28 protein-coding genes and 2 tRNA genes are annotated in these 23,485 nt (G+C 70.4%); 20 read left to right on the plus strand and 10 right to left on the minus strand.

From position 1 onward, the window contains the following. Positions 1 to 55 precede the first annotated feature (55 nt). Entirely contained in the window at positions 56 to 1,051 is a 996-nt protein-coding gene (locus AB0N22_RS16540) for a DNA topoisomerase IB (RefSeq protein WP_364642642.1), read from the minus strand. 105 nt (positions 1,052 to 1,156) lie between these two features. Between AB0N22_RS16540 and fgd the strand changes: the two genes are divergently transcribed. Both fgd and AB0N22_RS16550 read left to right on the plus strand, forming a co-directional pair. Continuing rightward, complete coding sequence (gene fgd / locus AB0N22_RS16545) at positions 1,157 to 2,164, plus strand: glucose-6-phosphate dehydrogenase (coenzyme-F420) (protein ID WP_364642645.1); 1,008 nt, start codon at positions 1,157 to 1,159, stop codon at positions 2,162 to 2,164. A 61-nt stretch (positions 2,165 to 2,225) separates the two neighbouring features. Beyond that, positions 2,226 to 2,879, plus strand: coding sequence for an NUDIX domain-containing protein (locus tag AB0N22_RS16550; protein WP_364642648.1), 654 nt, complete (start codon positions 2,226 to 2,228; stop codon positions 2,877 to 2,879). A 15-nt stretch (positions 2,880 to 2,894) separates the two neighbouring features. On the opposite strand, the gene AB0N22_RS16555 is transcribed toward AB0N22_RS16550, so the two are convergent. Further along, positions 2,895 to 3,596: an EthD domain-containing protein gene (locus tag AB0N22_RS16555; RefSeq protein WP_364642650.1), complete on the minus strand. Its 702-nt coding sequence runs from the start codon at positions 3,594 to 3,596 to the stop codon at positions 2,895 to 2,897. Positions 3,597 to 3,682: 86 nt separating this feature from the next. On the opposite strand from AB0N22_RS16555, the gene AB0N22_RS16560 reads away from it, so the two are divergent. Beyond that, on the plus strand, positions 3,683 to 4,567 hold the full coding sequence (locus AB0N22_RS16560; protein WP_364642653.1) for a glycoside hydrolase family 16 protein: 885 nt from the start codon (positions 3,683 to 3,685) through the stop codon (positions 4,565 to 4,567). 16 nt (positions 4,568 to 4,583) lie between these two features. Here the strand turns inward: AB0N22_RS16560 and AB0N22_RS16565 are convergent. Continuing rightward, positions 4,584 to 4,657 (minus strand) — tRNA-Arg (locus tag AB0N22_RS16565). Positions 4,658 to 4,751: 94 nt separating this feature from the next. Here AB0N22_RS16565 and AB0N22_RS16570 point away from each other — a divergent pair. The 4 genes from AB0N22_RS16570 to AB0N22_RS16585 all read left to right on the plus strand — a co-directional run bounded on the left by AB0N22_RS16570 (position 4,752) and on the right by AB0N22_RS16585 (position 7,674). Next, complete coding sequence (locus tag AB0N22_RS16570) at positions 4,752 to 5,690, plus strand: PHB depolymerase family esterase (protein ID WP_364642656.1); 939 nt, start codon at positions 4,752 to 4,754, stop codon at positions 5,688 to 5,690. Between the two features lie 4 nt (positions 5,691 to 5,694). Next, the gene (locus AB0N22_RS16575) at positions 5,695 to 6,477 is read left to right on the plus strand and encodes an HAD-IIA family hydrolase (RefSeq protein WP_364642659.1); all 783 of its coding nucleotides are present in this window, start codon (positions 5,695 to 5,697) and stop codon (positions 6,475 to 6,477) included. A 128-nt stretch (positions 6,478 to 6,605) separates the two neighbouring features. Next, positions 6,606 to 7,502 (plus strand): NAD-dependent epimerase/dehydratase family protein, encoded by an 897-nt coding sequence (locus AB0N22_RS16580; protein WP_364642661.1) that lies wholly within the window; start codon positions 6,606 to 6,608, stop codon positions 7,500 to 7,502. Further along, positions 7,489 to 7,674: a hypothetical protein gene (locus AB0N22_RS16585; RefSeq protein ID WP_364642664.1), complete on the plus strand. Its 186-nt coding sequence runs from the start codon at positions 7,489 to 7,491 to the stop codon at positions 7,672 to 7,674. Before AB0N22_RS16580 ends, AB0N22_RS16585 begins: the two co-directional genes overlap by 14 nt. Before the next feature lie 8 nt (positions 7,675 to 7,682). Here the strand turns inward: AB0N22_RS16585 and mscL are convergent, their stop codons facing one another. The 3 genes from mscL to AB0N22_RS16600 are packed head-to-tail and all read right to left on the minus strand — an operon-like array spanning position 7,683 to position 9,100. Then, positions 7,683 to 8,075 (minus strand): large conductance mechanosensitive channel protein MscL, encoded by a 393-nt coding sequence (gene mscL / locus AB0N22_RS16590; protein WP_364642667.1) that lies wholly within the window; start codon positions 8,073 to 8,075, stop codon positions 7,683 to 7,685. 60 nt (positions 8,076 to 8,135) lie between these two features. After that, positions 8,136 to 8,729: an SAF domain-containing protein gene (locus AB0N22_RS16595; RefSeq protein WP_364642670.1), complete on the minus strand. Its 594-nt coding sequence runs from the start codon at positions 8,727 to 8,729 to the stop codon at positions 8,136 to 8,138. A 59-nt stretch (positions 8,730 to 8,788) separates the two neighbouring features. Then, a complete protein-coding gene (locus tag AB0N22_RS16600; RefSeq protein WP_364642673.1) occupies positions 8,789 to 9,100 on the minus strand; it encodes an FmdB family zinc ribbon protein in 312 nt (103 codons plus the stop codon). Between the two features lie 100 nt (positions 9,101 to 9,200). On the opposite strand from AB0N22_RS16600, the gene AB0N22_RS16605 reads away from it, so the two are divergent. Then, a complete protein-coding gene (locus tag AB0N22_RS16605) occupies positions 9,201 to 10,565 on the plus strand; it encodes a hemolysin family protein (protein WP_364642676.1) in 1,365 nt (454 codons plus the stop codon). Further along, positions 10,562 to 11,599, plus strand: coding sequence for a hemolysin family protein (locus AB0N22_RS16610; protein ID WP_364642678.1), 1,038 nt, complete (start codon positions 10,562 to 10,564; stop codon positions 11,597 to 11,599). The genes AB0N22_RS16605 and AB0N22_RS16610 overlap by 4 nt, the downstream gene beginning before the upstream one ends. 6 nt (positions 11,600 to 11,605) lie before the next feature. On the opposite strand, the gene AB0N22_RS16615 is transcribed toward AB0N22_RS16610, so the two are convergent. Continuing rightward, positions 11,606 to 12,061 carry a helix-turn-helix domain-containing protein gene (locus AB0N22_RS16615; RefSeq protein ID WP_364642681.1) on the minus strand — a complete coding sequence of 152 codons (456 nt, stop codon included), beginning with the start codon at positions 12,059 to 12,061 and terminating at the stop codon, positions 11,606 to 11,608. An 82-nt stretch (positions 12,062 to 12,143) separates the two neighbouring features. Here AB0N22_RS16615 and AB0N22_RS16620 point away from each other — a divergent pair, with 82 nt between their 5' ends. Then, entirely contained in the window at positions 12,144 to 12,722 is a 579-nt protein-coding gene (locus AB0N22_RS16620; RefSeq protein WP_364642684.1) for a YceI family protein, read from the plus strand. 43 nt (positions 12,723 to 12,765) lie between these two features. Here the strand turns inward: AB0N22_RS16620 and AB0N22_RS16625 are convergent, their stop codons facing one another. Beyond that, entirely contained in the window at positions 12,766 to 13,326 is a 561-nt protein-coding gene (locus AB0N22_RS16625; protein ID WP_364642687.1) for a 5-formyltetrahydrofolate cyclo-ligase, read from the minus strand. 24 nt (positions 13,327 to 13,350) lie between these two features. On the opposite strand from AB0N22_RS16625, the gene AB0N22_RS16630 reads away from it, so the two are divergent. The 9 genes from AB0N22_RS16630 to AB0N22_RS16670 all read left to right on the plus strand — a co-directional run bounded on the left by AB0N22_RS16630 (position 13,351) and on the right by AB0N22_RS16670 (position 20,549). Then, entirely contained in the window at positions 13,351 to 14,721 is a 1,371-nt protein-coding gene (locus tag AB0N22_RS16630) for a UTP--glucose-1-phosphate uridylyltransferase (protein ID WP_364642689.1), read from the plus strand. Between the two features lie 5 nt (positions 14,722 to 14,726). Next, entirely contained in the window at positions 14,727 to 16,295 is a 1,569-nt protein-coding gene (glp, locus tag AB0N22_RS16635) for a gephyrin-like molybdotransferase Glp (protein WP_364642692.1), read from the plus strand. A gap of 2 nt (positions 16,296 to 16,297) precedes the next feature. Continuing rightward, a complete protein-coding gene (moaC, locus tag AB0N22_RS16640) occupies positions 16,298 to 16,771 on the plus strand; it encodes a cyclic pyranopterin monophosphate synthase MoaC (protein WP_364642695.1) in 474 nt (157 codons plus the stop codon). After that, on the plus strand, positions 16,768 to 17,253 hold the full coding sequence (locus AB0N22_RS16645) for a MogA/MoaB family molybdenum cofactor biosynthesis protein (protein WP_364642698.1): 486 nt from the start codon (positions 16,768 to 16,770) through the stop codon (positions 17,251 to 17,253). Before moaC ends, AB0N22_RS16645 begins: the two co-directional genes overlap by 4 nt. A 14-nt stretch (positions 17,254 to 17,267) precedes the next feature. Next, the gene (locus tag AB0N22_RS16650; RefSeq protein WP_364642701.1) at positions 17,268 to 17,855 is read left to right on the plus strand and encodes a GNAT family protein; all 588 of its coding nucleotides are present in this window, start codon (positions 17,268 to 17,270) and stop codon (positions 17,853 to 17,855) included. A gap of 91 nt (positions 17,856 to 17,946) precedes the next feature. After that, entirely contained in the window at positions 17,947 to 18,765 is an 819-nt protein-coding gene (locus tag AB0N22_RS16655; RefSeq protein WP_364642704.1) for a hypothetical protein, read from the plus strand. Between the two features lie 31 nt (positions 18,766 to 18,796). Then, positions 18,797 to 18,869: transfer RNA gene (locus AB0N22_RS16660), tRNA-Ala, on the plus strand. 242 nt (positions 18,870 to 19,111) lie between these two features. Next, entirely contained in the window at positions 19,112 to 20,083 is a 972-nt protein-coding gene (locus tag AB0N22_RS16665) for an LLM class flavin-dependent oxidoreductase (protein ID WP_364642707.1), read from the plus strand. A gap of 49 nt (positions 20,084 to 20,132) precedes the next feature. Then, complete coding sequence (locus tag AB0N22_RS16670) at positions 20,133 to 20,549, plus strand: VOC family protein (RefSeq protein WP_364642710.1); 417 nt, start codon at positions 20,133 to 20,135, stop codon at positions 20,547 to 20,549. Here the strand turns inward: AB0N22_RS16670 and AB0N22_RS16675 are convergent. Further along, a complete protein-coding gene (locus AB0N22_RS16675; RefSeq protein WP_364642713.1) occupies positions 20,546 to 21,922 on the minus strand; it encodes an FAD-binding oxidoreductase in 1,377 nt (458 codons plus the stop codon). The genes AB0N22_RS16670 and AB0N22_RS16675 overlap by 4 nt on opposite strands. A 58-nt stretch (positions 21,923 to 21,980) precedes the next feature. On the opposite strand from AB0N22_RS16675, the gene AB0N22_RS16680 reads away from it, so the two are divergent. Beyond that, positions 21,981 to 22,325 (plus strand): MmcQ/YjbR family DNA-binding protein, encoded by a 345-nt coding sequence (locus AB0N22_RS16680; protein WP_364642716.1) that lies wholly within the window; start codon positions 21,981 to 21,983, stop codon positions 22,323 to 22,325. 14 nt (positions 22,326 to 22,339) lie between these two features. Here AB0N22_RS16680 and AB0N22_RS16685 read toward each other — a convergent pair. Further along, positions 22,340 to 23,485: HNH endonuclease signature motif containing protein (locus AB0N22_RS16685; protein WP_364642719.1), on the minus strand; the 1,146-nt coding region annotated here is incomplete at its 5' end.

Consider the following 23,485-nt stretch of genomic DNA (forward strand, 5'->3'; position numbering starts at 1 on the left):
CAATTGTGGTCCCCACCCCCACGTGCGGGGGCGCCGACCCGCTGACGCAGGGCTTTTACGCCCGTCGCAGGATGCGCAGCACCTGCCGTTCGAGGGTGCGGCTCATCGGCGCGCCCGGAGCGACCCGGCGGTGGTCGGGGCGAACCGTGATCCCGTCCTCGAACAGGTCGATGATGCGCGGGTCGACGTACGAGGTGCGGGCGATCGCGGGCGTGTTGCCGAGGTGCTCCGACACCTCCCGCATGGCCGCGGCCACCGACTTCTTGCGTCGCGCGGCCGTGCTGCGGTCGCTGCGGGCCAGCGCCAGCGCCGCGATCGAGGTGCCACGCCACGTGCGGAAGTCCTTGGCCGTGTAGGCGTCGCCGACGATCTCCTTGACGTACGCGTTGACGTCGTCGGCGTCGAGGTTCTGCCACCGGTGGCCCGCCTTGTAGGCCAGCAGCCGGTCGCCTCCGCCCCGCCGTCTGCGCAGGACCTCGAGCACGGCGCGGACGCGCTCGTCGCGCACCGTGACCTCGACGAGCTGCCCGGACTTGGCGGGGTAGGAGAACGTCATGCCACGACCGGCGCCGTGGACGTGCCGCTTCTCCAGCGTCGTCAGTCCGTAGCTGCCGTTCTCCTCGACGTACCGCTCCGAGCCGACCCGGAACATGCCGAGGTCGAGCAGGCTGAACGCGGTCGCCGCGACCCGTTCGAGGGTCAGCTCGTCACCGGACAGCTGACGACGGGCCTCCAGTCGGTGCTTGAGCAGGGACGCCGCGAAGCCCTCCATCCGCTCGAACTTCTCGGTGTCGCGGCGCACGCGCCAGTCCGGGTGGTAGATGTACTGCCGCCGGCCGGCGGCGTCGGTGCCGACCGCCTGCAGGTGGCCGTTCTCGGCCGAGCAGATCCAGACCTCGTTCCACGCCGGCGGGATGACGAGCTTCTTGCACCGGAGCACCTGCTCGGGCTCGAGTGGCCTGCCGTCCTCGTCGAGGAACCGGAACCCGCGGCCGTGCCGGACCCGCGACCAACCCGGCGAGCTCGGCGACGTTCGGCGGAGACGGACCATGGTGAGATCACGCTAGGTGACCGCCACGGTGCGCGCATGTCGTAGCGCCCGGGGCGGCGGCCGTGCCATGGTTCAACGACCGGAGACGACCATGAGGAGAGCGGCGTGCAGCTGAGGATCGGTTACAAGGCATCGGCCGAGCAGTTCGCACCCAGGGAGCTCGTCGAGCTCGGGGTCCTGGCCGAGGCCGCTGGCATGGACACCGCCGTGGTGAGCGACCACTTCCAGCCCTGGCGGCACGATGGCGGCCACGCTCCCTTCTCGCTGGCGTGGCTGACCGCAGTCGGCGAGCGCACGTCGTCGATCCGGCTGGGCACGTCGGTCATGACCCCGACGTTCCGCTACAACCCAGCGGTCGTCGCGCAGGCGTTCGCGACGATGGGTTGCCTGTACCCCGGCCGCATCCTGCTCGGAGTCGGGACGGGTGAGGCGCTCAACGAGGCGGCCTCAGGCTTCGTCGGCGAGTGGCCGGAGTTCAAGGAGCGTTTCGCGCGGCTGCGCGAGGCGGTCGACCTGATGCGGCAGCTGTGGACCGGTGAACGGGTCGACTTCGAGGGTGACTACTACCGCGCGGCCGGTGCGTCGATCTACGACGTGCCGGACGACGGCGTCCCGGTCTACGTGGCCGCCGGGGGACCCGTCGTCGCGCGATACGCCGGGCGCAAGGGCGACGGCATGATCTGCACGTCCGGCAAGGGCATGGAGCTCTACAAGGACAAGCTCATGCCGGCCCTCGCCGAGGGAGCGGGGAAAGCAGGCCGGTCGACCGACGACATCGACCGCATGATCGAGATCAAGGTCTCGTACGACCCGGACCCGCAGGTCGCGCTCGAGAACACCCGGTTCTGGGCACCTCTGTCGCTGACCGCCGAGCAGAAGCACAGCATCGACGACCCGATGGCGATGGAGGCCGCGGCGGACGCGCTGCCGATCGAGCAGGTGGCCAAGCGGTGGATCGTCAGCTCGGATCCGGACGAGGTCGCGGCACTGGTCAAGCCCTACACCGACGCAGGGCTCAACCACCTCGTGCTGCACGCGCCCGGTCACGACCAGCGGCGGTTCCTCGAGCTCTTCACGACGGACCTCGAGCCCCGCCTGCGGGCGCTGGGCTGAGGTCCTCCGGCAGCGGGACGGCCGGCAGGGGCCCGAGCCGCATGTCGTAGGGTCGGGCGCCATGACCAAGGGCATCGACGAGCCGGACGGCCGCGGGCGTACCGGCCTGCACCTGACCGGGCTCGACCTGGACCGCAATCCGGACGTCGTCGTCAGGAGCGTCGACCTCCTGGCCAACGACTGGTACGTCCTGCGTGCCACGACGTTCGACATCCGCACGTCGGACGGCAGCTGGCGCACCGAGCGGCGGGAGACGTACGACCGCGGCAACGGGGCGACGATCCTGCTGTACGACCCCGACCGGCGCACGGTCCTGCTCACCCGCCAGTTCCGCCTCCCGGCATACGTCAACGGTCATCCTGACGGGATGCTGCTGGAGACCGCGGCCGGGCTGCTCGACGAGGACGATCCCGAGTCGGCGATCCGCCGCGAGGCGGTCGAGGAGACCGGTGTCGAGGTCGGCGAGGTCGAGCACGTCTTCGACGTCTACATGAGCCCCGGATCGGTGACCGAGAAGCTGCACTTCTACGCCGCTCCCTACCGGGCGGACGAGCTGCGGGGCACGAGCCACGGCATCGCGGCGGAGGGCGAGGACATCGAGGTCGTCGAGCTGGACGTCGACGCCGCGGTGTCGATGATCGGCACCGACATCGCCGACGCCAAGACGATCATGCTGCTGCAGTGGTCGGTGCTGTCGGGTCCGTTCGCTCGGTGACCTGAGCCGGTCGGCTCAACCCGTCGCGAACGGCGACCTGAGCTCGTAGCGACTCGTCGGCACGGTGTCGATGTTCTCGGTCGCACCGAACCTCGACGTGCTGGCCACCATCCGCGTCATCCGGTCCTCGAGGTCGGCATCGTCCGTGGCACCGAAGAAGGCGTGCAGGTCGGTGACCGCGGCGTCCGGGAACAGCTCCTCGACGATGCCGTCGACTGCCGGAGCGTCCTCGGTGAGGGGGCGGACCACGACGTTCTGCGTGTAGCCGAAGGTCCCCTGGGTGTCGATCGCCACCGGCGTGTGGTCGACCTGCCACCGCCGGAGCCAGGTCGCGTGGTCCAGGCCGGACGGCCGGCGCAGCAACGCGACGTTCGCCAGCCCGGGGCAGCGCTCACCGAGGGCACTCGGAGGCGGCAGGGGGACCGACTCGGTCACGAGGTAGGCGGAGACCGCGGGGGCCCCACGGCGCAGCACGTCGAGGGCCGCGGCGACATGCGGGCCGTACGACTGCTGGACCCAGATGCTCACGACGGCGGCCACGGGCGGCGAGAGGGTCGTCAACGTCATCAGCGAGTCGCGCACGGGGCTGTCGCGGACGTTGACGGTCAGCCCATGCAGGCCGAGGCCGAGCAGCTCGTCGGCGACCGGGCCACGCACCCGCTCGCACCAGGAGTCGTCGGGCCCGTCGGCCCGCACCAGGATCATGACCTTCTCCACGGGTGTCACCTCTCTGTCGGCCGGATGGCCACAGGCTAAGGCCCGCGTCGCGTGCGCGGGGCGGTGATGTCGTAGTCTCGGGCGCCATGAGGTCCCGCCCCGGTGTCCGGCTCGCGGTCGCCCTGGTCGCCCTGTCCGCATTGCTCACGGGCTGCAGCGACTCCGGCCCCGAGGATCGCAGCGGGCCCGACTGCGGCGACGCGATCGACAAGCCGGGCGGCGGGCGCTGGACGTGCACCTTCGTCGACGACTTCCGCGGCAACCGCCTCGACCCGGACAAGTGGCTCATCCAGAGCACCGCCACGAGCGGGTTCCGCAACAATCGCGAGTGCTACGGCGGCGCGGACAACGTCAAGGTCGGCGGGGGAGTCCTGAGCCTCACGGTCCGGCACGAGCCTGCTCCGTTCGTCTGCCAGGATCCCACGGGGCCGTTCACGACGCAGTACACCGGCGGCATGGTGACCACGTGGGAGCGGTTCTCCCAGACGTACGGCCGGTTCGAGATCCGGGCGAGGATGCCCGACGTCGCGGTCGCCGGGATCCACAGCGCGATCTGGCTCTGGCCGCAGGACGTCGCGAAGCGGGGCGGCAAGCCGATGGCGGGCGAGATCGACATCGCCGAGTACTACACCGCCTACGACGACCGACTCATCCCCTACATCCACTACGTGCCGGTCGCCGAGGACCGCACGATGACCAACAACCACTGCCTCGTGGACGAGCCGTCGAGGTGGCACACCTACCTGCTCGAGTGGACGCCCAAGAAGCTGACGATCTGGTACGACGACGAGAAGTGCCTCCAGCACAGCTGGAACCCGGCACCGCCCCTGACCAAGCCGGCGCCGTTCGACCAGCCCTTCATCATCGCGCTCACCCAGTCGCTGGGCGTGCCCACGACGGCCAACGAGCCGACCCCGGCGACCCCGCTCCCGGCGACGATGCAGGTCGACCGCGTACGCGTCTGGAAGTGAGACCGGGCCCCGAGGGTGCCCCCGACAGGAATCGAACCTGTGGCCTACCGCTTAGGAGGCGGTCGCTCTATCCGACTGAGCTACGGGGGCGTCCGGACTCAGGTTATCCAGTCTTGGTCGGAGCCCCTACGATCGCCTCTATGTGCCACCCTCACCGACACCTGTGCTGCGCGGGTTCGGGTCAGTGAGGCGGTTGCTGGTCCTCGCCGCGATCGCGGCGGTCCTGGCGACGGGAACGACCGCCTGCGGCAAGGCCGAGACGATCCGGGAGCCCCGTGACGACTGCGCGCCGGCCCGGTCCCTGCCGACCGGGTCGACCGAGCGGACCATGGAGGCCGGTGGCCAGCAACGCCGCTACCTGATCCATGTGCCGCCAGGCTACGACGGCTCGACGAAGACACCGCTCGTGATGCTGTTCCACGGCCTGGGCGGCTCGCCGCAGGCCGTCATCGACACGACGAGCATGGCTGAGCTCGCGGACCAGGACGACACGATCCTGGTCGCACCCCTGGCGCGCGGACGCGTCGCGGAGTGGGACTTCCGTACGCCGATCAGCAACCCGACGTCGGACCTGGCCTTCGTCCGCGACCTCGTCAAGGAGCTCGAGTCCGAGGCGTGCGTCGACTCCTCGCGACTCTTCGCCGCCGGGTTCTCCAACGGCTCGGTGCTGGCGCTCGCGCTCGCGTGCGACGGGACGACGAAGTTCGCGGCGTACGGAGCGGTCTCCGGCCCCTACTGGAGCGAGTCCTGCCGCTCGTCGCCACCGGCCTCGATCATCTACTTCCACGGCCTGCGCGACAAGGTCGTGCCCTATGTCGGGTCAAGGACCGTGATCGGGCCGCTCCCGCCGGTCAACGACGTCATGGCGGCCTGGGCCGCGCACGACCGCTGTCCGCCGGCGAGCGCGACGACGACGGTCTCGCGGCATGTCCGTCACTTCACCTGGAAGCAGTGCCGCGCCGACTCCGACGTCGACGTCTACGTCGTCGACAACGGCGGTCACCGCTGGCCTGGCGGCAAGCCGGTCCCGTCCGGCCGGGTCTCGGGTGTCATGACGCAGGAGATCGACGCCAGCACCCTGATCTGGCGATTCTTCGAACGGCGTCCCGCTGGTGGACAATAGGAGCATGACCAAGCCGATCGAGACGTGGCTGACCGACATGGACGGCGTTCTCGTGCACGAGGAGAAGGCCATCCCCGGGGCGGCCGACTTCATCGCCCGACTCACCGAGACCGGCCGCAAGTTCCTGGTCCTGACCAACAACTCGATCTTCACGCCCCGAGACCTGTGCGCGCGGCTCCGTGTCGCCGGCATCGACCTGCCCGAGTCGGCGATCTGGACGTCGGCCCTGGCCACGGCCAAGTTCCTCAGCGAGCAGCGACCCGAGGGCACCGCGTACGTCATCGGTGAGGCCGGCATGACCACGGCGCTGCACAACGTCGGCTACATCATGACGAGCCGCGAGCCCGACTACGTCGTGCTGGGCGAGACCCGGACCTACTCCTTCGAGGCCATCACCCGGGCCATCCAGCTGATCGAGAACGGCGCGCGCTTCATCGCCACGAACCCCGACCCGACCGGCCCGTCGCCGGGCGGCTCGTTGCCGGCCACCGGATCGGTCGCCGCCTTGATCACCAAGGCCACCGGCGTCGAGCCCTACTTCGTCGGCAAGCCCAACCCCCTCATGATGCGCAGCGCGCTCAACCAGATCGAGGGTCACTCCGAGACCACCGTCATGATCGGCGACCGCATGGACACCGACGTGCTGTCCGGCCTCGAAGCGGGTCTGCGGACGTTCCTGGTGCTCACCGGGTCGACGGCGCCGGGCCAGATCGAGCGATTCCCGTTCCGCCCGACGGAGATCTTCGACTCGATCGCCGACATCGTGCCGCTCGTCCGGCAACCTTGAAGTTACCCAGAGGTAACACCAGCGCCGGAAGAATTGTTATCCTTTCGTAATCTCCGGTCGGCCCACCGGCTCGAACCGGAGATTCCCCCGGCAGACGGTGCGGGGGGATCCTCCACCAGGGAGAGAACGTGAAAGTTTTCCTCACGGGTGCGAGCGGAGTCATGGGCCGATCGTCCATCGCCGCGCTGCACCTCGCGGGTCACGAGGTGGTCGGCCTCGCCCGCAGCGCCGCGAGTGCCGAGCAGGTCGCCGCCACGGGAGCGATCCCGCACCGCGGGGACCTCTTCGACATCGATGCGCTGACCGCCGGGATGCACGGGTGCGACGCCGTGGCGAACCTCGCCACCAAGGTGCCGGTCGGCACGGCAGCGCTCCGCCCCGGATCGCTCAAGGCGATCGACCGCATCCGCCAGCACGGCTCGCGCGTCGTGACCGACGCCGCGCAGCGGGCCGGTGTGGGCCGGATCGTGCAGCAGAGCCTGAGCTTCATGTACGCCGACCACGACGACGAGTGGATCGACGAGCACAGCCCGATCGACGTCACGCACGCCACCGAGCCGGTCGTCGTCGCCGAGCACAACGTCAAGGCGATCGAGGACGCCGGCGGCACCGCCGTGAGCCTGCGCTTCGGCCTCATCACGGGCAACGACCGCAACACCGCCTGGCTGTTCCGGAGGGCCGCGGCCGGACGCTCGATCGGCCTCGGCGCGGAGCACTCGTGGATGCACGTCATCCACCCCGACGACGTCGGGTCCGCGGTCGTGCACGCGCTGACCGCGCCGGGCGGCGTGTACAACGTCGGCGCCGAGCCGGTGGAGCGCCGGGACTACGTCGACATGATCGCGATGGCGGCCGGCCGCAAGGGTGGTCACTTCCTGCCGGGCTGGATCCTGCGGCTGGGCGGCGAGAAGCTCGAGATCCTCACCCGGTCGCAGCGCGTCAGCTCGCAGCTCTTCAGCGACCGCACCGGCTGGCATCCCCAGCACCCCAAGCTCACCCCGGACTGGTTCGATGAGCTCGCCTGACGAGCCCGGGAAGCCCGCCGACGAGGTCGAGCGCCGGCGGCGGGCCGCCGAGCTGCTCGGCGACCTGCTCCCGGACACCACGACCGACGAGTCGCCTGAGGGGTGGGGCGAGCGCGAGAGCTCGTCCCGCGACGACGACTACCTGCGCGACGTCCCGCCCCACCACGGCTGAGCCGGAGGCTAGACCGGCGGGCGCTGCTGGCGGGCCAACGAGTCCCTGATCTCGCGCAGGAGCTGGATGTCCTCGGCCACGCCCTCGGGCTCGGGCTCCTTGCCCCGGGCGAGGCGCTCGTTGAGCGCCTTCATTGGCAGGACGATGGCGAAGTAGACGACGGCAGCGGTGATCACGAACGTGACGCACGCCGTGATGAAGGCACCGAACGTGAACTTCTGGCTGTCCACCACGAGGGTCATGCCGTCCGGGCCTCCGCCCCCGATCAGACCGAGCAGCGGGTCGATGAACGACTGGGTGAACGAGGCGACCAACGCCGTGAACGCCGTGCCGATGACGACGGCGACGGCGAGATCGACGATGTTGCCGCGAAGCAGGAAGTCCTTGAAGCCCTTGATCATGTTTCCCCCTACGAGTTGGGTGTGGACCCCCCGACCATAGCGAGCGTCGCGCCGAGGCCTCTAGGACGACGTAATGACGCTGAAACGCGCCTCGAGCGCGACGGTCGCGAGGTCCAGGGCGGTCTTCTCGGTCGTCACGATGCCGACCGCCACGACCTCGGTGTCGCCGGCAGCGGGCGGCAGGGTCACGACCTCGACGGACCGGGCCACGACCTCGGCCCTGCTCTCCCCGTCGGGGTCGACCGCGACGACGTCGACCCGATCACCCACGCGCAGTCCCGTCAGGCCGTCCGCCCGATCCACGCGGATCGTGGTGAGGACCGCGTCCGCGGCATAGCCCGACAGGGCCCCGTCCTGCAGGACCCGCCGATCGGTGATCGCCTCGCCGGCACGCATCGGGCCCGCGACGCGCCGCCCGACCGCGGCGGCCCGGTCGAGAGCGTGCGAGGGTCGCGAGCCCGGCGGCATCGTCGCCGTACGCAGGTCGGACGCCGCCAGGACGTGCCCGCTGCGCAGGTCGTGCCGCGCGACGAGCACGGGGACGCCGGGGTCGTCACGGGTCAGCGCGGAGAGCGCCGTCAGCACGGCGAGGCCGGTCAGGACGGCGGCGAGCAGCCGTCGGTGCTCGAAGACAAAGCGATGGATCCGGTCCATGCCCGGACTCTAGGAACAACCGGCACGAGGCGCCGGACGCTGTCCACAGGCCGCACGGCTCAGGCAGCGGACTCCTTGCCGGACTTCTTGGCCGGCGTGCTGCTCGTCGACGACGACGAGTCGGACGTGCTGGAGGAGGTTGAGCTCGAGCTGTCCTTGGCGGCGGGCTTGGCCGCGTCGCTCGACGAGGAGCTGGACCGGCTGTCGTTGCGGTAGAAGCCGGAGCCCTTGAACACGACGCCGACCGCGTTGAAGACCTTGCGCAGGTCACCGCCGCACGTGGGGCAGACCGTCAGGGCATCGTCGGTGAAGCTCTGCTGGACTTCCAGCGCTTCTCCGCAGTCCTTGCACTGGTACTGGTACTTCGGCACGTCATGCTCCCGCTCGATCGATGGTGCCCCCCAAGGGTACAGTTTCCCGAACCGTGACCGATCACTTCCCTTGTCGGACCAGTCCTTCCGGAGCCCACCGATGACCGAATGGCTGCTCCTGGCCACCTCGTTGCTCCTGATGCTCGCCTGCGGGGTCTTCGTCGCCGCCGAGTTCTCGTTCGTCACGGTCGACCGCGCCACCATCGAGCGCGACGCCGAGGCCGGTGACGCCGGCGCGCAGGGCACCCTGGTCGCCCTCCGCACGTTGTCGACCCAGCTCAGCGGGGCCCAGCTGGGCATCACGATCACCAACCTCGTGATTGGCTTCCTCGCGGAGCCCGCGATCGGCAAGCTGTTGCACGACCCGCTCGAGTCAGCAGGCCTCGAGGGCGGCGCCCTCAGGGGCGTCGCCTACGGCATCGCGCTCGTGCTCAGCACCGTCGTGACGATGCTGGTCGGCGAGCTCGTGCCCAAGAACTTCGCTCTCGCGCTGCCGCAGCGCACCGCCGCTCTCACCCAGTGGCCGCAGCGCATGTTCACCAAGGCCATGGCGTGGCCGATCCGGGCGCTCAACGGGATCGCCAACGCGATCCTGCGACTGCTCGGCGTCGAGCCGCAGGAGGAGCTGCGGTCCGCGCGCTCACCCGTCGAGCTGCGCTCGCTCGTGCTGCGCTCGGCCCAGCAGGGCGCGATCGACGACGAGACCGCCGACCTGGTGGCGCGCAGCATCGCGTTCGGCGACCGCACCGCGGCAGACGTCCGCACGCCGCGGGTGCGGGTGCACTTCCTCGAGGGACGGGACACCGCGCTCGACGTCATCGAGGCCGCGCGCCAGACCGGCCACTCCCGTTTCCCGGTGATCGGCAAGAGCCCCGACGACGTGATCGGCATCGTGCACATCAAGCGGGCGGTCGGTGTCGAGCCCGATCGCCGGCGGAGCGTACGCATCTCGGACATCAGCGACCCGGCGACCACCGTGCCCGACAGCATCGAGCTCGACCCGCTGCTCTCGCTGCTGCGCGAGCAGGGCATGCAGATGGCGGTGGTCGTCGACGAGTACGGCGGCACCGACGGTGTCGTGACGCTCGAGGACCTCGTCGAGGAGATCGTGGGCGACATCGCCGACGAGCACGACCGCCTGTCCTCCCGCAGCCGCCATCGCCGGGACGGCACCTGGTCGTTGTCGGGCCTGCTGCGACCCGACGAGGTCGAGGAGCAGACCGGGGTCGCCCTGCCGGAGGGCGAGGACTACGAGACGATCGCCGGCCTGATCCACGAGAAGCTCGGCCGCATCGCCACGCGCGGTGACGTGGTGACCCTGCACCTCGACCGCACGCCGGACGACGACGAGGACGATCCCGAGCCGCTCGTCGTGACCCTGCAGGTCGAGCGCATGGAGGGCCGGCGCATCGACCGGGTCTCGTTGACCGTCGACGACGACGGGCTCGGGGGCGAGCCGGCATGAACGGCTTCTACGCCATCGGCCTCACGGTCGTCCTCCTGGCGCTCAACGCGTTGTTCGTCGCCTCGGAGTTCGCCTTGATCTCGGCTCGGCGCACGCAGCTCGAGCCGCGCATCCAGGCCGGCTCGCGGCAGGCCCGGATGGCCATGCGGGCGATCGAGAACATCACGCAGGTCATGGCCGCGGCGCAGCTCGGCATCACGATCTGCTCGCTCGGTCTGGGCGCCGTGGGGGAGCCGGCGATCGCCCACCTCTTCGAGCCGCTCTTCGAGGCGCTCCACGTGCCGCACGGCGCCGTCCACCCCCTGTCGTTCGTCATCGCCATGACGATCGTCGTGTTCGCGCACGTCGTGCTCGGCGAGATGGTGCCCAAGAACCTCGCGCTGGTCGGTCCCGACCGGGCCGCGCTGTTCCTCGGGCCCTTCATGCTGGCCGTGGTCCTCGTCCTCAAGCCGTTCGTCGTCCTGCTCAACGGGGTGGCCAACGTGATCGTCCGGTTGTTCGGCATCGAGCCGAGGGCCGAGGTCGCCTCGACGTACTCCCACGACGAGGTCGCCGGGCTGGTCGAGGAGTCGCGTCGGGAGGGTCTGCTGGACGAGGACGAGTACGACCTGGTGTCCGGTGCCCTCGACTTCCACGAGGGCACGGTCGACCAGGTGCTGCTGCCGAGCGTGGGGCTGGTGACGATCCCGCCCAACGCGACGCCGGTCGACGTCGAGCGGGCCTGCGCCGAGACCGGCTTCTCCCGGTTCCCGGTGCTCGACGCGAACGGCGAGATCGCCGGCTACCTGCACATCAAGGACATCCTCGAGACCGACGACGAGTCCCGGCTCGAGACGATCGCCGACAAGTGGTTGAGGCCGCTCGCGACGGTCGTCGTCGGGTCGGGGCTCTACGAGGCGCTCCGCACGATGCAGGCTCGCGGCTCCCACATGGCGCGGGTGGCCGACGAGTCCGGTGCGGTGCTCGGCGTGATCATGCTCGAGGACGTGCTCGAGGAGCTGGTCGGCGAGATCCGCAGCGCCGAACGGGCCTGACGCCCCTCAGCGGCGGGGGTCCACCTCGTGGGCATCGACGACGCGTTGCAGGCCCGTGGCGACGGCGTCCTGCTGGGCCTTCGTCAGGTGCCGGCTGAAGTGCTTCTCGATGCCGGCGAGGTAGGCCGGTGCAGCCTGGCGTCGCGCAGCCCGGCCATCGACGGTGATCCGCGCGAGGGTGGCCCGGCCGTCGTCGGGGTCCGGGACGCGCTCGATGTAGCCGACGCGCTCGAGCTCGGACACCAAGCGGCTCACCCGGGTCCGTGAGAGCACGACGCGCGCGGCCAGGTCCTGCATGCGCAGCTGACGTTCCGGAGCGGCGTTGAGCTCCAGCAGGACGTCGTACCAGGAGAGCGGGATGAGGCCCTGGTCGTGCAGGTCCTGCTCGATGGCACGGAGGGCGCGGTTCTGGGCCCGCAGGACGGCTTGCCACGCGGCGACGGGATCACGGCTCTCAGGCATGTGACCAATCTACTACTTGCGTGCATGCGCACGCAAATGTAGAGTGTGTGCACACGCACACAAACAGTGAAGGAGAACAACCATGAGCACTGCCATCGACACCCAGCAGGTCCAGCTGCCGGCTCCCGGGACCTGGACGATCGATCCGGGACACGCCGAGGTCGGCTTCGTGGGCCGGCACTTCGGCCTCACGAAGGTCCGGGGGCGCTTCACCGGCGTCGAGGGGACCGTCACGGTCCGCGAGCCGCTCGACCTGTCCGAGGTGAACGTCGTCATCGACATGGCCTCGGTGGCCTCGGGCAACCCTGCCCGCGACGAGCACCTGCGGTCGGAGGACTTCTTCGACGCGGAACGTCACCCGCAGGCGACGTTCCGCTCCACCGGGGTCTTCACCACCGGCACAGAGGCACGGATGACCGGCGACCTGACCATCAAGGGCGTGACCCGTCCGGTGACGCTTGCGGCCGAGTACCTCGGCCACGCCACGGACCCGTGGGGAGCCGAGCGCGCGGTCTTCAGCGCCGCCGGCACGATCAACCGCGAGGACTGGGGCCTCACGTGGAACATGGCCCTCGAGGCCGGCGGCCTCCTGGTGTCCAAGGAGATCCGCCTCGAGATCGAGGTCGAGCTCGTTCGCGACGACGGCTCCGACCAGGACTGACCGGTGCTCCCGCGCCTGCCCTGAGCGTTGCCGAGCGGCACGCTCAGGGCACGCGGAACAGGCCGTCGGGGGTGATGACCATCTGCACCGGGACGTCGTGCGGCTCGTGCGGTACCTCGGGCAGCAGCTCGTGGGTGAACACCACCGCGCACAGCGGGCCACGTACGTCGGCCAGAGCACGGTCGTAGTAGCCGGCACCGCGTCCCAGGCGGTGGCCGGCATGGTCCACGGCGACCGCCGGCACGAAGAGCAGGTCGCAACGATCGAGGGCGTCGGGACCCAAGGGCGGGCCGGCCGGCTCCGGAATGCCCAGGGCGGTGGGGGCCACCGGTTCGGCGGGGTCGTAGGCCACCCACTCGAGCGTGCGGTCGGGCCGGCTCAAGGGGACGATCACCTCGATCCCCAGTCCGAGCAGGCCCGAGATCAACGGGGCCGTGCCGGGCTCGGAGGGCATCGAGAGATAGCACGCGACCCGCTTCGCCCGGGCCACCACAGGGGTGCTGAGCGCGTGCATCGCGATCGCCTCGGCGGCCCGGCCGCGCTGCTGGTCGCCCATGGTGCGGCGCCGGCCGAGCAGGTCGCGACGCACCTGTGCCTTCGTCACCCGGCTGACGCTAGCGTATGGGGAATGTCGGGTCTGGAGAGCGCGCAGCAGCGCATGGCGGATGCTGGAGTGCCCCAGCGAGCAATCGATGTCTTCTCGTCCTTCTACGCCAAGCTCGAGGAGGGCGACAGCGGCATGATCCGCGAGGCGGACGTCGATCCGCTCGAGGGGATCGACCATGCCGGCGCACTCGACCTGAGCGACGAGCAGTGCCGCGAAGCGGCCGCGGTCACGGCGGTCATCAAGCTCAACGGCGGGCTCGGCACGTCGATGGGCCTCGACCGGGCCAAGACGCTGCTGCCCGTGCGCCCGGACCTCACGTTCCTCGACGTCATCGTGGGCCAGGTGCAGCACCTGCGCGCCACCCTCGACGTACGCCTGCCACTGCTGTTCATGAACAGCTTCCGCACGCGCGACGACACGCTCGCCGCTCTCGCGAAGCACGACGACCTCGAGGTCGACGGCCTGCCCCTCGACTTCCTGCAGAACCGCGAGCCCAAGCTGCGCGCCGACGACCTGACACCGGTCGACTGGCCCGCCGACCCGTCCCTCGAGTGGTGCCCACCCGGACACGGCGACCTCTACACGGCCCTCGAGGTCTCCGGCATCCTCGACGCCCTGCTCGACGGCGGCTACCGCTACGCGACGGTCTCCAACGCCGACAACCTCGGCTCGGCTCCCGACGCGTCGATGATGGGCTGGTTCGCCGCGTCGGGGGCGCCCTACGCGGCGGAGGTCTGCCGGCGGACACCCGCCGACGTCAAGGGTGGGCACATCGTCGTGCGCAAGAGCGACGGCCGGCTGGTGCTGCGTGAGACCGCACAGGTCGCACCTGAGGACGCAGCCGAGGCCGACGACCCGCAGCGACACCGCTACTTCCACTGCAACAACCTGTGGTTCGACCTCCGCGTCATGAAGGCGACGCTCGAGGCCCGCGACGGCATCCTCGGCCTGCCACTGATCCGCAACGCGAAGACCGTCGACCCCACGGACCCGACCTCGACCAAGGTCGTGCAGATCGAGTCGGCCATGGGCGCCGCGGTCGAGGTGTTCGAGGGGGCGACGGCGATCGAGGTGGACCGGTCCCGCTTCCTGCCCGTCAAGACCACCAACGACCTGCTGCTCCTGCGCTCCGACGTCTACGGCGTCGGCGAGGACTTCCGCCTGCGTGCCCAGGTCAGCTCGGCGCCGCTGGTCGACCTCGACCGGCGGTTCTACACGACGATCGCCGACTTCGACGCGCGGCTGCCCGAGGCGCCGTCCCTCGTCGACGCCCGCTCGCTGACGGTCAAGGGTGATTGGCGCTTCGGCCGCGGGGTGACCGTACGGGGGGACGCGACGCTCGACGACTCCGGCGCGGCCCAGAGCGTCCCGCCGGGCGCCCAGTTAGGCTGACTCGCATGTCACCAGGAGAAACCGACGACGGGCCGGAGCAGAACATGCTGCCGCTCGGCCCGGAGACTCCGCCGGACCCGATCCCCGGGTTCCCCTCGAGCCCGGCCTCCGAAGGTGAGCAGACCCAGCCCGTACGCATCCCGGAGCCGGAGCCGGAGCCGGAGCCGCCCGCGCCGGCCGAGCCCGTCGAGGCACCGGCACCGGCCGAGCCGGTCGAGCCGGCTGAGGCACCTGCACCTGCCGAGTCGGTCGAGCCCCCGGCACCGGCACAGCCGATCATCCCGCCGAACGCCACTCCGGGTCCGTCGTCGCCGACCAGTGCGCGGCCGCGGCCGGCGAGCATCCGTGAGGGCATGCTGACGGTCGAGGACCACCTCGAGAAGATCCTGCGCGGTGTCGGCCCCTTGGGTGCCTACGACCAGCCGTTGGTCGAGTCCCTCGGGCTGCCGCTGCACGAGGCCTTCGTCAGCCCGTCGGACCTGCCGCTCTTCGACAACTCCGCGATGGACGGCTACGCCATCCGGGCCGAGGACGTCGTCGGTGCGAGCCGTGAGCAGCCCGTCGCGCTGCCGGTCGTCGGCGAGATCGCTGCCGGCTCGGGTCGCCCGTTCGCCATCAGCGCGGGCACCGCGGTCAAGATCATGACCGGGGCGCCCATCCCGCGTGGCGCTGACGCGGTCATCCCGTTCGAGAAGACCGACCGCGGCAACGCCCGCGTCGAGATCTACGAGGCGACGGCCGCGGGCGCCTGCATCCGGCCCAAGGGCGACGACATCAAGGCGGGCGAGACCGTGCTCGACGAGGGCACCGTGCTGGGCCCCCGCGAGATCGGCCTGCTGGCGTCGCTGGGAGCTGCCCGGGCCAAGGCGCGCCCGCGCCCGCGGGTCGTGGTGATCTCCACGGGCGACGAGCTGCGTGAGCCCGGCACGCACCTCGAGTTCGACTCGATCCACGACGGCAACAGCTATATGCTCGCCGCGGCCGTGCGCGACGCCGGTGCGATCTGCTACCGCGTCGGGGCGGTCGACGACAATCCGCGCACGTTCCGCAAGGTGCTCTCCGAACAGCTCGTCCGCGCCGACCTCGTGGTCACGAGCGGCGGCATCAGCAAGGGCGACCACGACGTCGTCAAGGAGACGTTGTCGGCGCTCGGCACCGTCGACTTCGTCGAGGTGGCGATGCAGCCGGGCAAGCCACAGGGCTTCGGCCGGGTCTTCGACGAGCAGACCCCGATCATCACGTTGCCGGGCAACGCGGTGTCGGCCTACGTCTCGTTCGAGGTCTTCGTGCTGCCGGCGATCCGCCGGATGATGGGCCGCACCCCCTATCGGCGTCCGATGGTGCACGCGGTCCTGGCCGCCGACCTGCGGTCGACCCCGGGCATCCGCCAGTACGTGCGGGGGGTCTTCGAGGTGACCCACCGCGGCGCCAAGGTCACGCCGATCCTGGGCAACGGGTCGCACCTCATCGGGTCGCTGGCCAAGGCGAACGCTCTGATCATCGTCGGCGAGGACCAGACCGCGCTCAACATGGGCGACACGGTCCGCACGCTCGTGCTCGATCGGCCGTTCTGAGCATGGCCGACCGGCTCACGCACGTCGACGACTCGGGGGCTGCGCGCATGGTCGACGTCACCGCCAAGGACGTCACGGCCCGCACCGCCACGGCCCGTGGCCGGGTCGAGGTCAGCCCCGAGGTCATCGCCTTGCTGCGCGGCGAGGGGGTGCCCAAGGGCGACGCGATCGCGACCGCCCGGATCGCCGGCATCATGGCGACCAAGCGCACGCCCGACCTGATCCCGCTGTGCCACCCTTTGGCCATCGGAGGCGTCGAGGTCGACCTGGCCGTCGAGGACGATGCCGTCACGATCATCGCCACGGTGCGAACCGCCGATCGTACGGGTGTCGAGATGGAGGCCCTGACAGCCGTCAGCGTCGCCGCCCTGACCGTCGTCGACATGGTCAAGGCGGTCGACAAGCTGGCGCGCATCACCGACATCGAGGTCGTCGCCAAGTCCGGTGGCAAGAGCGGCGACTGGACCCGCGCATGAGGGCTGCCGTCGTCGTGGCGTCCAACCGTGCGTCGACCGGGGTCTACGAGGACACGACCGGGCCGCTGATCGTCGGGGCGCTGAGGGCGTGGGGCTTCGAGGTCGGGGAGCCCGCCGTGGTCGGCGACGGCCTACCGGTCGCCGAGGCGATCGCCGCCGCTCTCTCGGACGGCGTGTCCGTGGTCCTGTCGACCGGCGGCACGGGCATCAACCCGACGGACCGCACGCCCGAGGCGACCCGCCCGCTGCTCGACCGCGAGCTGCCCGGCGTGGCCGAGGCGATCCGCGCCCACGGCGTCGCCAAGGGCGTACCCACCGCGATGCTGTCCCGTGGCCTCGCCGGAGTGGCGGGCCAGGCCGTCGTGATCAACCTCCCCGGCTCCCGCGGCGGGGTCAAGGACGGTCTCGAGGTGCTGGCCGCCGTCCTGCCGCACGCCGTCGACCAGCTCATGGGCGGCGACCACCCAGGCGGTGGGTCCTGAGCCCGGGCTGGCCGGTGGCGCTGTCGTACGGGCGGATCGGCGTCCGTCCGCTGCGTCGGCGCGATGCCCGCACGTGGTCGCAGCTGCGCACCGCCAACGCCGACTGGCTCGGGCCGTGGGAGGCGACGCTCCCGCGCGAGGCCGGGCCACCCGCGACGTCCTATGTCGGCATGGTCGGGACGTTGCGCCGCCGGGCTCGCATGGGTCAGGCGATGCCGTTCGTGCTGACGTGGGACGGCGAGATGGTCGGCATGCTGACGGTCAACGGCATCACGTGGGGCTCGGCCCGCTGGGCGAGCCTGGGCTACTGGGTCGCCAAGAGCCACGCCGGCCGGTCGATCACGCCGACCGCCGTCGCCCTCGTGACGGACCACCTGCTCTGGACCGTCGGGCTGCACCGCGTGGAGATCTCGATCCGCCCCGAGAACGCCGCGAGCCTGCGGGTCGTCGAGAAGCTGGGGTTCACGGAGGTGGGCCTGGCCCGGCGGTTCCTGCACATCGCGGGGGAGTGGCGCGACCACCGGATCTTCCAGGTCCTCGCCGAGGACGTTCCCGGCGGCCTCGTGAAGCGCCTCGACCCGCCTGCCTCGGGCCCTTCCTGAGGGTCCGAGTCACACCCGTCACACAAGTTCTCAGGCGACACACGGCCGTGGCTGCCGGGTAAGCACACCCGCACGGCCTACCGTTTTGCTCGTGGGTGGAAGCAGTGGGTTGATCATCGCGTTCGTCGTGGCCGTCTGGGCCGCGTACTTCGTGCCCCTCGTGCTGCGCCGATACGACGAGGCCAGCAAGAATGCCGCGGTCGAGACGTCCGGGACGCAGTCCCGCGTCATCTCCCGTCCGGCAGCCAAGGCGACCCAGGCAGCCGCCGACCCCACCCCTGCGGTTGCCGAGCCGGTCCAGCCACCGGCCCGTACGCTCGATCGCCCCGCGGCTCGTCTCGCGGCCCGCCGGCGCCGCCGGACCCTCCTGACCCTGCTCGGCGCGACCGTGCTCGTCGGCGCTCTCGCAGGCGCGTCGGTCATCGCCCCGTTCTGGGTGCTGGTGCCCGTCAGCCTGGTTGCCGCCTGGCTGGTGGCCTGCCGCATCCAGGTGCGCGGCGAGCTGGGCCTGGCCGCGGTCAAGGTACCCAGGCTGCCCAAGGTCGACAAGAAGAAGACCGCGTCGGCCGCCGACGACGAAGAGCAGACCATCGTCGTGTCGGGGCAGTTCGAGGACATCAACCCCGGACGCAAGCACCAGATGGAAGACCTGCCCCTCGAGGCGAACGCACTCGACGACCAGATCGTCATCGCCGTCCCGTCGGTCTCGACGACGGGCGAGGCGCTCTGGGACCCCTTGCCGGTGACCCTGCCGACGTACGTCACCAAGCCTCGCGCGGGTCGCACGGTCCGCACGATCGACTTCGGCCAGGCCGGTGCCTGGACGTCGGGGCACATCGAGGGCGAGGACGTTGAGCTGCCCAAGCGCAGCGATGACACCGGTGACGAACGCCGCGCCGTCGGCCACTGAACCCGCCTGATAAAGTTGCCGGGCAGCACGAGGGGCATTGGCGCAGTTGGTAGCGCGCTTCGTTCGCATCGAAGAGGTCAGGAGTTCGAATCTCCTATGCTCCACAAATTGAGAAGGACTCGGTTGCTCTTTGACCGGGTCCTTCTCTATTTGTAAATGTCGGGTGATTCGAGGAGGAGCGTGCGAGCGGTCTCCCGGTGCCGGTGAGTACGTTGGTGGTGCCCGAGCACGAGCGCGCGCGACGGAGTCTCCTATGCTCCGGCGACGAGGCGACGAGACGATGTCGCACAGCGACTGCTCCGGTCGTGCCGGGAAGCATCAGCGCAGCGCATGGGTTGAACCTCGTGTGAAGCTGTCCCTCCTCGACCGGTCGCGGACCCGTGCGGGGCACCCGGAGGCGGAAGCTCTGAGCGGCTCCATCGAGCGAGCCGTCCACGCCGAGCGCCTGGGCTACGACCGCTTCTGGGTTGCCGAGCACCATGCCGTGCCGGGCATTGCGAGCGGGTCACCACCGGTCCTGCTGGCCGCGATCGGCGGCCGCACGGACCGCATCAGGCTGGGATCGGGCGGGGTCATGCTGCCGCACCACCAGCCGCTGGTCGTGGCCGAGCAGTTCCTCATGCTCGAGGCGTTGCATCCCGGCCGGATCGACCTCGGGCTCGGCCGCTCGCTGGGATTCACGGCACCGGTCCGCGCGGCGTTGCGCGACCATGGGCCCGACTCGTTCGAGGACGACCTGCGCGACCTTCGAGCCCATCTCGAGGGCACCGCGCCGGTGACCGCGCGGCCGCGGACGGACGGCCGGGTGCCCATGTACGTCCTGGCAACGGGGCGCGGCGGCGTCATCGCTGCACGGCTCGGCCTGCCGGTCGTCATCGGCGGGCCGATCCTGGGCGAACCACGCCTCGACGAGGTCCTGGCGTCGTACCGCCGGGACTTCCGACCCAGCCCCGGTGTCGAGCGTCCGTACGTCATGATCTCGCTGGACGTCACCGTGGCGGACGACGACGCGGCCGCGCGTGAGCTGGCGCTGCCCGAGGCTTGGGCCATGGGCCGCTCACGGCAGACCGGGGAGTTCCCACCGCTGGAGTCCGTCGCCGACATCCGGCGACAGCCGTGGACGGGTCAGCTGCGAGACCGGGTGGAGTCGTCCCTCGGCCGTGCCGTCGCCGGCAGCCCGCAGACCGAACGGCGTGCCCTGGAGCAGCTGGCCGAGCGAACCGCGGCCGACGAGCTCCTGGCGTCGACCTCCACGTATGACCGCGAGGCGCTGTTCGCGTCCGACGAGGCCTTGCGCGATCTGGTGACAACTGTCTGAGGGTCGTGCTGTGCTGGGTCCGTCCACGACCCACCCCAGGAGGCCATCCATGGCAACGCTGCTCAACCCCTACATCTCGTTCCGCGACACCGCCCGCGAGGCGATGGACTTCTACCAGTCCGTGCTCGGTGGTGAGGTCAAGCGCAACACGTTCGCCGAGTTCCAGGTCAGCGAGGACCCGGCCGAGGCCGACAAGATCATGCACTCGCAGCTCGAGACGCCCGGCGGGTTGACGCTGATGGCAGCGGACGTGCCCAACGGACAGGACCACTCCGTCGGCGACAACATCGCCATCTCGCTGAGCGGTGAGGACGAGTCCGAGCTGCGCGGCTACTTCGAGGGGCTGTCGGCCGGCGGCACCGTGCAGGTGCCGTTCGAGCAGGCGCCATGGGGCGACATGTTCGGCATGTTCACCGACAAGTTCGGCATCCCGTGGATGGTCAACGGCGTCGCGCCGGAGGCCTAGGAGTCAAAGCCCAGACCGAACCGGTCGAGCACCCGGAGCCACAGGTTGCGTCGGCCTGTGCGGTCGGCACGCTTGAGCGACCAGGTCGTCAGCTGGATGCCGATCCAGGCGAACGGCTCGGGCGGGAACGGCAGCGGCCTGGTGCGCACCATCTCGAGCCGGGTCCGCTCCGTCTCCTCGCCCGAGAGCAGGTCGAGCACGACGTTGGCGCCGAAGCGTGACGCGCCGACGCCGAGCCCGGTGTAGCCCGTCGCGTACGCCACGCGCCCGTCATGAGCCGTGCCGAAGAACGCGCAGAACCGGGTGCAGGTGTCGATCACGCCGCCCCAGTGATGCGAGAACGTCAGCCCCTCGAGCTGCGGGAACGTCGCGAAGAAGTTGGCCGCCAACGTCGCGTACGTCTGCGGTCGGTGCTCGTGCTTCGGGCGGATGCGGCGCCCGAGGTGATAGATCGCGTCGTAGCCGCCCCAGAGGATCCGGTTGTCGGCGGTGATTCGGTAGTAGTGGAACTGGTTGCCCGAGTCCGCCATCCCCTGCCGGTTGCGCCAGCCGATCGACGCGAGCTGCTCCTCGGTCAGCGGCTCGGTCATGAGCACGTAGTCGTACACCGGGACGGTGTGGAACCGCAGCCGCTTGAGCAGCCGCGGGAACGCATTGGTGGCCAGGGCCACCCGCTCGGCAGTGATCGTGCCGGCCGCGGTGACCAGGTCGACGTGGTTGCCGGACTCCTTGAGCCGGGTGACCGGCGTGTGCTCGATGATGCGCACTCCGGCGGACTCGGCAGCCGCGGCCAGACCCCACGCGAGGCGAGCAGGGTCCAGCATCGCTGTCCCCTCGCGGTCCCACGTGCCGCCGAGGTACGTCGGCGAGTCGACCTCCTGCCGCAGCGCGTCGGCGTCGAGGAAGCTCGGGTCGGACGCGTCGAACTCCGCGAGCTCGTGCGGGCGGGTCGCCACCGCCAGCTCGCCCGTACGCTGGAAGTCGCACGAGATGCCGTAGCGCTCGATCGTCGCCGCGATCTCGTCGAGGTTCTCCAGACCGAGTCGGTGCAGCTGGTCGTACTCGTCGGGCCAGCGCTCGCGGCCGTTCGCCTCGCCGTGGGTGAGGCTGGCCGAGCAGAACCCGCCGTTGCGGCCGGTGGCCTCGCCCGCGACCCGGCCGGCCTCGACGAGCACGACCTCGCGGCCCGGATCGCGCTCCTTGGCCATCAGGGCCGTCCACAGACCGGTGAAGCCGCCGCCCACGACCGCCAGCTCGGTCCGCAGATCGCCGTCGAGCGCCGGTCGGGCCTGCGGCCGGTCGGGCGTGTCGAGCCAGAACGGGACGGGCGCGGCGTCGGACCAGCTGGTCCTGCGGTCATGGGGTGCGGTCACGCCGTCATCCTGTCAGGCATGGGTTCGAACTGTCCTCGCCCGGGCGTACGTTCTGGACATGGTCACGGTCGAGGACGTCCGGCAGGTCGCGGTCACGCTGCCGAGGGCGTACGAGGTGCTGGTGCGTGACCGGATCAAGTTCCGCGTCGGCAGCCTGGTCTTCGTCGGCTTCTCGCGCGACGAGACCCTCATGGGATTCGGCTTTCCGCGTGAGGAGCGTGACCACCTCGTCTCGTCGCGACCCGAGACCTTCCAGCTGCCGCCGGCGAGCGACCTGCGATACCAGTGGGTCGTCGCGAGGATGGCCGCGCTGGAGGTCGACGAGATGGAGGAGCTCGTGATCGACGCATGGCGCATGTGTGTGCCCAAGGGTGTCGCGCGCGACTTCCTCGGTGAGGCCTGAGCCTTCACTCGGCGTCAGGGTCGCCAGCGGTGATTCCGTTGCCAGGTGTCGGATCCGGGGGCGCGGTACTCGTGGTGGCCGTCGTCCGGTGACATTCGGATGGCCCATGGCTGGTCGTGGATGGTGCGGTGGTGGAAGGGGCAGAGCAGGACGCCGTTGTCGAGCTTGGTGGTTCCGCCGTGGGCCCAGGGGGTTCGCCAGTGGTGGGCTTCGGTCCATTCGGGTGGTCGGTCGCAGCCGGGGAAGGTGCATCCGCCGTCACGGTTCTCCAACCCTTGACGTTGGGTCTTGGTGAAGACCCGTTGCTCGTGCCCGTGGTCGAGGGGAAGTGACTTCCCGCCGAAGACTTGGGGGATGATCCCGAGCCGGCAGGCGAGCTGGCGGGTCTGTCCGGCTGAGAGGCGGGTTCCGGTGGACAAGGTGGCGGGTTTGATGCCGCGGGTGAGGGTGTCGTGGTCGAGCCGGACGATGAGGGTGGCCCCGAGGCCACCTTTGCCGGGCAGGTGGTCAGACGGCAGGTGGCCGGCGAGCTCGGCGAAGCCCATGCCGGCGCGGTGGCGGTGGTCCAGGTCGCGGTCGTAGTAGGACTCAGCGGCTGGGGTGTGGTCGTGCAGGTGGTCGCGGCGTGGTGCGCTGATCGCCTCGATCGCGGCGCGGAGCATGTCAGCCTGCGCGTCGGGAATGACGAACCCGCCACGGTGGGTGCCGTCACGGTTGTCGACCATCCAGAACTCCGCCCGACGCCACGCAGCCTTCTCGCGTGACTCCAGCTCGGCGTTCTCGATCTGGTCGACCTCAGGTGCTGGCTTGAACTGGTCGGTGACCCGCCGTGACCGGTTGCGCAGGTCCTTCAGGGTGAGCCGGCCGGCGTCGCCGATCAGGGTGTCCTCGCAGGCCTGCTTCTGCTCCGGGGTCGTGTCACCCGGCAGGTCCGCGACCGCGGAGGCGATGATCGACGCCTGGGCCGGCCCGATCTGTCCGCGGGCCAGGGCCTCGCTGGTGGCCGGTGCGCGGTCGAGCTCTTTGGCCTGGTTGACCAGGCTGTCGGCTGCTCGGCGGTCGCCGCCGAACGAGCCGGCCAGCATCGCCCCGGTCGACGACGCACCCGACGCCTTGGCCAGCCCGGTCTCGTCCAGTGCCCGGGTCACGGCCATCAGCTG

Origin of the sequence: Aeromicrobium sp. NPDC092404 (genome assembly GCF_040684095.1) — a bacterium.
Classification (GTDB): Bacteria; Actinomycetota; Actinomycetes; order Propionibacteriales; family Nocardioidaceae; genus Aeromicrobium.